The following is a 7,202-nucleotide window of genomic DNA, read 5'->3' as shown; positions in this document are numbered from 1 at the left end:
CGGGCCAAACCGTCTGCCCGCCCGCGCGCCCCGGGGGGCGGGGGCGGCGCCCGGTTCGCCGGGGGGGCCCCCGCCCCCCGGGGGGCGGGGCCCGCCCCGGCTTCGTCCGACCCGGTGCCGCGCTGGTCCGCGGCGCTGCGAGGATGTGAGTTCAGGAAGTTCAGCCGACCAAAGCCGGTCGGCCGGGGCCGCGGGGGACTACACCTGGATGGCGCCCCGGGAGAAGCAAGGGAGGAAGAACGTCATGGTGGTCACGCTTGCCAAGGGTGGCAACGTCTCGCTCACCAAGGCCGCGCCGAACCTGACGCAGGTTCGGATCGGCCTCGGCTGGTCCGCCCGTTCAACCACGGGCGCCCCGTTCGACCTCGACGCGAGCGCCCTGATCTGCGGTGGCGGGCGAGTGCTCGGTGACGAGTACTTCGTCTTCTACAACAACCTCAAGAGCCCCGAGGGCTCGGTGGAGCACCAGGGCGACAACCTCACCGGCGGCGACGACACGGGTGACGACGAGGTGGTCGAGGTCAACCTGGACCTCGTCCCGGTGCAGGCCGACAAGGTGATCTTCGCGGTCTCGATCTACGAGGCCGAGGCGCGGCTCCAGAACTTCGGTCAGGTCCGCAACGCCTACATCCGGGTCGTCAACTCGGTCGACGGCCAGGAGATCGCCCGGTACGACCTGTCCGAGGACGCGTCCAGCGAGACCGCGATGATCTTCGGCGAGCTGTACCGCTACGCGGGCGAGTGGAAGTTCCGCGCAGTGGGCCAGGGGTACGCCTCCGGCCTGCGTGGCATCGCGCTCGACTTCGGCGTGAACGTACAGTAAGGGCGGAAATCGGACTTATCGCACCCGACCCGATCATGAGAACAGAGGGCAGTGCGGGGGTGGCCTGACCGGGCCCGGCCCGGTCAGGGCGTCTCGGGTACGAGGCCGACCCCGGCACGGCCAAAACCCGAAAGGTAGCCAACTCCCGTGTTCCTCCGCACATTCGGCTGGTCGCTCGCGATCACCGCCATCGGCCTGGTCGCGGCCGGACTGCTCTGGGGAGCCCAAGGCTTCGGCATCGTGCTGATCCTCTCCATCCTGGAGATCTCCCTGTCGTTCGACAACGCGGTGGTCAACGCCACGGTGTTGAAGCGGATGAACCCGTACTGGCAGAAGATCTTCCTGACCGTCGGTGTGCTCATCGCGGTCTTCGGCATGCGCCTGGTCTTCCCGCTGCTGGTCGTCGGCCTCACCGCGAAGCTCAACCCCACGACGGTCATCGACCTGGCGCTGCACTCCGACAAGACCCACGACGGCCTCACCTACGGCCAGTACCTGGAGGCGGCCAACCCGGCCATCGCGGCCTTCGGCGGCGTCTTCCTGCTGATGATCTTCCTCGACTTCATCCTCGGGGAGAAGGACTACAACTGGCTGTCCTGGATCGAGCGCCCGCTGGAGAAGGTCGGCAAGCTGGAGGCCTTCTCCACCGTCGTCGCCCTGGTCGCCCTGCTGCTGGCCTCCAACTTCTTCGCCGGGGAGCACGCGGAAACCGTTCTGCTCGCCGGCGTCCTCGGCCTGGTGACCTACCTCGCGGTCAACGGCCTCTCGTCGATCTTCGAGTCCGGCCTGGAGGCCGAGGAGGAGCGGGAGGAGGAGGCGGAGAAGTCCGGCAAGTCGATCATGCAGGTCGGCGGCAAGGCCGCGTTCTTCCTCTTCCTCTACCTGGAGGTCCTGGACGCCTCGTTCTCCTTCGACGGCGTGGTCGGCGCGTTCGCCATCTCCAGCGACATCTTCCAGATCACCCTGGGCCTCGGCATCGGCGCGATGTACATCCGCTCGCTGACCGTCTTCCTGGTCCGCAAGGGCACCCTGGACGACTACGTCTACCTGGAGCACGGCGCGCACTACGCGATCGGCGCGCTGGCGGCGATCCTGCTGGTCGGCATCAAGTTCCACATCCCGGAGATCGTCACCGGCCTGATCGGCGTCGCCTTCATCGGACTGGCACTCGGCTCGTCGATCCTGCGCAACCGGCGCGAGGGCGCCGGCGAGGACGAGGAACCGGAGCTGGTGGGCAGCGGCAAGTAGCCGCCCACGCGGTCCGCAGGACAAGCGGAAAGGCCGCCCCCGGGGTCTCCCGGGGGCGGCCTTTCCCGTGCTTCCTGGTTGTCCCCGGGGGACGCCCGGTCAGCCGAGCTGCTGCTCGATCGCGCGCAGCTTGCGCTCCAGCGAGTCCAGCTTCGGCATCGACAGGGTGTCGTCGTCGGCCGTCAGGTCGATGGTCGAGTCGCTGCGGGACGACCCGGTGCCGGAGGACGCGTACGAGGAGGACGCGTACGAGGAGCCGACGGCGGCGCGCGGCCGGCGGCCGGCGTCCAGGGCGGCCGGCTCGAAGGAGTCGGCGGACCGGTGCGAGTCCGCGTACGAGGAGGCCGGGGAGGTCGAGGTGGTGGCGTCGGTTTCCGCGGCTAGGGCAGGCTCCGTAGCGCTCGGGCCGTCTCCGGCAGCCGTGAGGGCGGGAACCTGGCGGCCGCCGCGGCCCCGGGCGAGCATGCCGCCCTGGCGCGAGATGGCCTTCAGCTCGGCCCGCTCGCGGCGGTCGGCGGTGCGGGCGCGGGCCTTGGCGTCCAGCTTCGCCTGGCGCTCCTCGCGCACCTCCTCGACCGCCTCGTCCAGGCTGCGGACGTTCTCCAGCAGCATCAGCGACCAGGCCGCGTAGGTCTCGCGCGGGGCGCGCAGCCAGCGGACGATGCGGATCTGCGGCAGCGGGCGCGGCACCAGGCCCTGCTCGCGCAGCGCGGCCTTGCGGGTCTGCTTCAGCGCGCGGTCGAACAGGATCGCCGCCGAGATCGACATGCCGGAGAAGAACTGCGGGGCGCCGTCGTGCGACACGCCGCGCGGGGCGTGCACCCAGTTGAACCAGGCCGAGGCGATCGCGAACACCCAGACCAGCAGGCGCGAGCCGAGCGCGGCGTCACCGTGGCTGGCCTCGCGGACGGCGAGCACCGAGCAGAACATCGCGGCGCCGTCCAGGCCGAACGGGACGAGGTACTCCCAGCCGCCGGACAGGCCCAGGTTCTCCTTGCCGAAGCCGACCAGGCCGTGGAAGGAGAGGGCCGCGGCGACGCCGGCGCAGCAGAACAGCAGCGTGTACGAGGAGATGCCGTAGATCATCTCCTTGCGCCGGCGGCGCTCCTCGCTGCGCTCCCAGGAGTCGCCGGACTCGTCCTTCTTCGAGCTCTTGAAACGCAGCGTCGCCAGCAGGACGGCGACGAACAGCAGGGCTGCGCCGCCGATGACGGTCCAGACCAGCTGTATGGAGGTCAGGTTCATTGCGGGTCGGGCCTCGGGTTTCCGCAGGGGACAGGATCACAGCGCGACACAGGTGGTCAGGGCCCGCTGTACGGGCACCGCCTGACGGTCGGTTCGTCGCCGCACGGCATACCCGCCGCACCCGCGCAGGGGCGGACGGGACGCCTGTGCGGCTAGACGATATCGCGTCCGAAGGGGCGGCATGTTACGGGAGGGCGGCTTCCTCCTGCCAATCGACCCGCCGGTTGGATAGGGGAGGGGTGGACGGGGTATCCGACGGCCGGGCCGATGCCCGATCATTGGTCGGCGGACCGTCAGAACGCCTGGCGGGAGCAGGGGGAGAGGACGGCATGGTCTCGATCTGGGAGTACCTGCGCGGGGACAAGAGCTACACCTTCGACAACCCCGGCGGTCAGCACAAGGTCATACTCACCAAGTCGACTCCGCAGCACGCGATCACCGGGTCGGCCGCCACCACCGGCTACCTCTACGTCAACCTGCACTGGACGATGAGCGCCGGGGGCTCCCGCCGGCCGAGCGCCCGGGAGTCCGTCAAGCGGTTCTTCAGCCCGCGGATCCTGCGGCCGCAGGACCCGGACTCGCCGCAGAACAGCGAGCCGATGAACGTCGACCTCGACCTGGCCTGCATGTACGAGCTCTCCGACGGGAGCACCGGTGTGGTGCAGCCGCTCGGCGGGCTCTTCGGCGACCTCCAGAACGCGCCGTACATCAAGCTCAGCGGCGACGACCAGTACGGGGCGCCGTCCGGCGAGACGATGTACGTCAACCTGGAGAAGAAGGACAAGTTCAAGCGGCTGCTGATCTTCGTCTACATCTACGACGGCACGCCGGCCTTCGAGCAGTCGCACGCGGTGGTCACGATCGTGCCGCAGACCGGGCCGCGGATCGAGATCAAGCTGGAGGAGCGGGCCCGGGCGGCGCGCTCCTGCGCGGTGGTGCTGATCGAGAACGCGGGGGACAACCAGCTGACGGTGCGGCGCGAGGTGCGGTACGTCAACGGGTTCCAGGCGGACATCGACCGGCTGTACGGGTTCGGGATGCAGTGGCAGCGCGGGTACAAGGGCGACTGACGCCGGCGGGCGCGGCTGTTCCACGGCGGAGGGCGGTGCGCGCGGCGGGGCCGGGGTCGTCCGGCGGCCCCGCCGGGGGTGTCAGCGGGGCTGGAACTGCGGGCCCTGCGGGGGCAGCGCGAACTCCTCGCCGGTGGGCGCCGGGGGCTGGGCCGTCGGCGGCTGCGGCGGGACGGGCGGCTGCTGGCCGGTGCCGGGCTGCGGGTAGCCGTAGCCGGCGGGGCGCTGCTGCGGCGGCGCGGGCTGGTTCTGCTGGGGGTACCCGTAACCGCCCGGCTGCTGCTGGTAGGGCTGCTGGCCGGTGCCCGGTTGCGGGTAGCCGTAGCCGCCGGTGGGCTGCTGCTGGGGGTAGCCGTACCCCGTGCCGGGCTGCTGGGGGTAGCCGTAGCCGGTGCCGGGTCGGTTGCTCGGGGGAGCGGTGGGCGGCGGGGGCACGGTCGGCGGGGCGGTGGGCGGCGGCGGGGTCGCCGGCGCGGGCGAGGCGTTCGCGGCGGTGGCCGGGGCCGGTGCGGTGGCCGGGGCCGGGGTGGGCGGTGACTGCGGGACGGCCGGGGCCAGGGTGAAGGTGCCCGGCTCGGGGGTGGTCGAGCGCGGGTCCGGCAGCGGGGTGCTGCGCGGGTCGAACGCGCCGGACGCGCCGGACGGGGCGGGGGTGGCGCCGGGGGCCTGGTCGGCCTCCGCCTCGTCGTCCACGGTGATGCCGAAGTCGGTGGCGAGGCCGATCAGCCCGGAGGTGTAGCCCTGGCCGATCGCCCGGAACTTCCAGGCCCCGGACCGGCGGTACAGCTCGCCCGCGACGAGGGCGGTGACGTTCTCGGCGTCGTCGATCGCGAACTCGGCGAGCGCGGGGACGCCCTCGCCGGCCGTGGCGTCGAAGAGCAGTAGGCGCAGCCCCGGCACGGCGCGGAACGGCCCGCCCTCGGAGGAGCCGGCCAGCACCACGCGGTCCACCTCGGCGGGCAGCTTGCCCAGTTCGACCTCGACCGTGTCGATGATCTCGGCGCCGCCGGAGGTCTGCTGCTTGGGCAGGTGGCGGACCAGGCCGGAGGGGTGGCGGGGCTGGTTGTAGAAGACGAAGTCGGCGTCCGAGCGGACCTTTCCGGAGGCGCCGAGCAGCAGCGCGGACGCGTCCACGTCCGGCGCACCGGGCGTGGCGCTCCAGCGCAGCACGGCGCGGACCGCCGCCGCCAGCAGTGCGATGTTGGCGCCCTTGGCCATCACGTGCGTCATAGCCGACCATCCTGCCTGTTCGCCACCCCTTCGGACAACGTGACCGGACCGGTCCGCGCGGAGTCGGACTTTGCCAAGACTTGCGCTTTCCGAGGTTTGCCGCCGTCGTTTCCGGGATGGGGCCTCGATGCGCCCATGATCGTCCAAGTGGACCGGGATGTTCCGGGAGTTCAGTGCCGGGGAACCGGGACCGGCCGGATCCCGTCCGTACGATGGGCGGTCGAAAGGTCTCCGGGGGTTCGGCGGAGGGGCGTCCGGCGGCGGCGTGCCCGGGAACCTTGGCGCCCGGTCGGCCGGTTGACCAGGGTGTCGTCGGCAACGGGCCGGGGGCCGGTCCACTTCCTGGAGGAGAGCACCTTGCGCCATTTCGGCCACCTCGCCGAGGACGTACGCGGCCGGCTCTTCCTGGAACAGCCGCGCCCGTTCAGCGCGCGGAGCGGGCCGGAGGTGATCGCCACCGCCCTCGGCGGCACCCTCTACAGCCCGGCCACCAGGCCCGCCCTGGCCGCCGACATCCGCAAACTCGCTGGTCGGGGCGTGGTGTCGATGGTGCTCTGCCTGGAGGACGCGATCGCCGACCACGAGGTGGACGCGGGCGAACGGAACCTGGTCGAGCAGTTGAATGACCTGGTCAAGGACTTCACCGACTGTACACAGAGCCACCCCCTGCTCTTCATCAGGGTCCGCAGCGCCGCCCAGATCCTCGACCTGGCCGAGCGTCTCGGCCCGGCCGTCGAACTGCTCAGCGGCTTCGTGCTGCCGAAGTTCACCCCGGCGAACGGCGGCGGGTACCTGGCCGCGCTGGCCGCCGCGGAGGCCGCGACCGGGCGGCGGCTGTTCGCCATGCCCGTCCTGGAGTCGCCCGAACTCGCCCACCTGGAGACCAGACGGGAGCAGCTGTTCGGCATCGCCGAGCTGCTCGCCGGCCACCGCGAACGGGTGCTCGCCGTCCGGCTCGGGGTCACCGACCTCTGCTCCGCGTACGGCCTGCGGCGCTCGCCCGACCTCACCGCGTACGACGTGGCGCTGGTCGCCTCGGTGATCGGGGACGTGGTCAACGTGCTCGGCCGGGCGGACGGCACCGGGTACACCGTCACCGGACCGGTCTGGGAGTACTTCCCGGTGCAGGAGCGGATGTTCAAGCCGCAGCTGCGCCGGACCCCGTTCGCCGGGGCCTCCGTCCCGGCCGCGGCCGGGGTGCTCCGGGCCTCCGGCGAGGAGGTCCGCCGGCGGATCATCGAACACGACCTGGACGGGCTGATCCGGGAGGTCGAACTCGACCGGGCCAACGGCCTGCTCGGCAAGACCTGCATCCACCCCAGCCACGTACCGGCCGTGCACGCCCTCTCCGTGGTCACGCACGAGGAGTACTGCGACGCCCGCGACATCCTCCGGCAGGAGCAGGACGGCGGCGGGGTACTGCGCTCGGCGTACACCAACAAGATGAACGAGGCCCGGCCGCACCGGGCCTGGGCGGAGCGGGTGCTGCTGCGGGCGGAGGTGTTCGGGGTGGCCCGGGAGGACGTGAGCTTCGCCGAACTGCTGTCGGCCTGCCTGTGCGGCTGACGGCGCCCGGACGGACACGA

General features: G+C 71.6%; 6 protein-coding genes. 4 read left to right on the top strand and 2 right to left on the bottom strand.

What is annotated here, in order from left to right; translation table 11 throughout:
* The first annotated feature begins 244 nt into the window (after positions 1 to 244).
* Positions 245 to 823 carry a TerD family protein gene (locus tag ACFVU7_RS02810; RefSeq protein WP_049652609.1) on the top strand — a complete coding sequence of 193 codons (579 nt, stop codon included), beginning with the start codon at positions 245 to 247 and terminating at the stop codon, positions 821 to 823.
* 147 nt (positions 824 to 970) lie between these two features.
* The gene (locus ACFVU7_RS02805; RefSeq protein WP_049652607.1) at positions 971 to 2,071 is read left to right on the top strand and encodes a DUF475 domain-containing protein; all 1,101 of its coding nucleotides are present in this window, start codon (positions 971 to 973) and stop codon (positions 2,069 to 2,071) included.
* 99 nt (positions 2,072 to 2,170) lie between these two features.
* On the opposite strand, the gene ACFVU7_RS02800 is transcribed toward ACFVU7_RS02805, so the two are convergent.
* Positions 2,171 to 3,316 carry a DUF2637 domain-containing protein gene (locus ACFVU7_RS02800; protein ID WP_049652606.1) on the bottom strand — a complete coding sequence of 382 codons (1,146 nt, stop codon included), beginning with the start codon at positions 3,314 to 3,316 and terminating at the stop codon, positions 2,171 to 2,173.
* A gap of 329 nt (positions 3,317 to 3,645) precedes the next feature.
* Between ACFVU7_RS02800 and ACFVU7_RS02795 the strand changes: the two genes are divergently transcribed.
* Positions 3,646 to 4,386, top strand: a complete 741-nt coding sequence (locus tag ACFVU7_RS02795) for a Tellurium resistance (protein WP_049652604.1) — start codon at positions 3,646 to 3,648, stop codon at positions 4,384 to 4,386.
* Between the two features lie 81 nt (positions 4,387 to 4,467).
* On the opposite strand, the gene ACFVU7_RS02790 is transcribed toward ACFVU7_RS02795, so the two are convergent.
* Positions 4,468 to 5,616, bottom strand: a complete 1,149-nt coding sequence (locus ACFVU7_RS02790; RefSeq protein ID WP_388043967.1) for a TerD family protein — start codon at positions 5,614 to 5,616, stop codon at positions 4,468 to 4,470.
* Between the two features lie 357 nt (positions 5,617 to 5,973).
* On the opposite strand from ACFVU7_RS02790, the gene ACFVU7_RS02785 reads away from it, so the two are divergent.
* The gene (locus tag ACFVU7_RS02785) at positions 5,974 to 7,182 is read left to right on the top strand and encodes an HpcH/HpaI aldolase/citrate lyase family protein (RefSeq protein WP_388043965.1); all 1,209 of its coding nucleotides are present in this window, start codon (positions 5,974 to 5,976) and stop codon (positions 7,180 to 7,182) included.
* Positions 7,183 to 7,202: the final 20 nt, after the last annotated feature.

Origin of the sequence: Kitasatospora sp. NPDC058046, assembly GCF_042885595.1 — a bacterium.
In the GTDB taxonomy this organism is placed as follows: domain Bacteria; phylum Actinomycetota; class Actinomycetes; order Streptomycetales; family Streptomycetaceae; genus Kitasatospora.
Note: the sequence above shows the minus strand (reverse complement) of the source record. Positions and strands in the feature narration are given on the sequence as shown.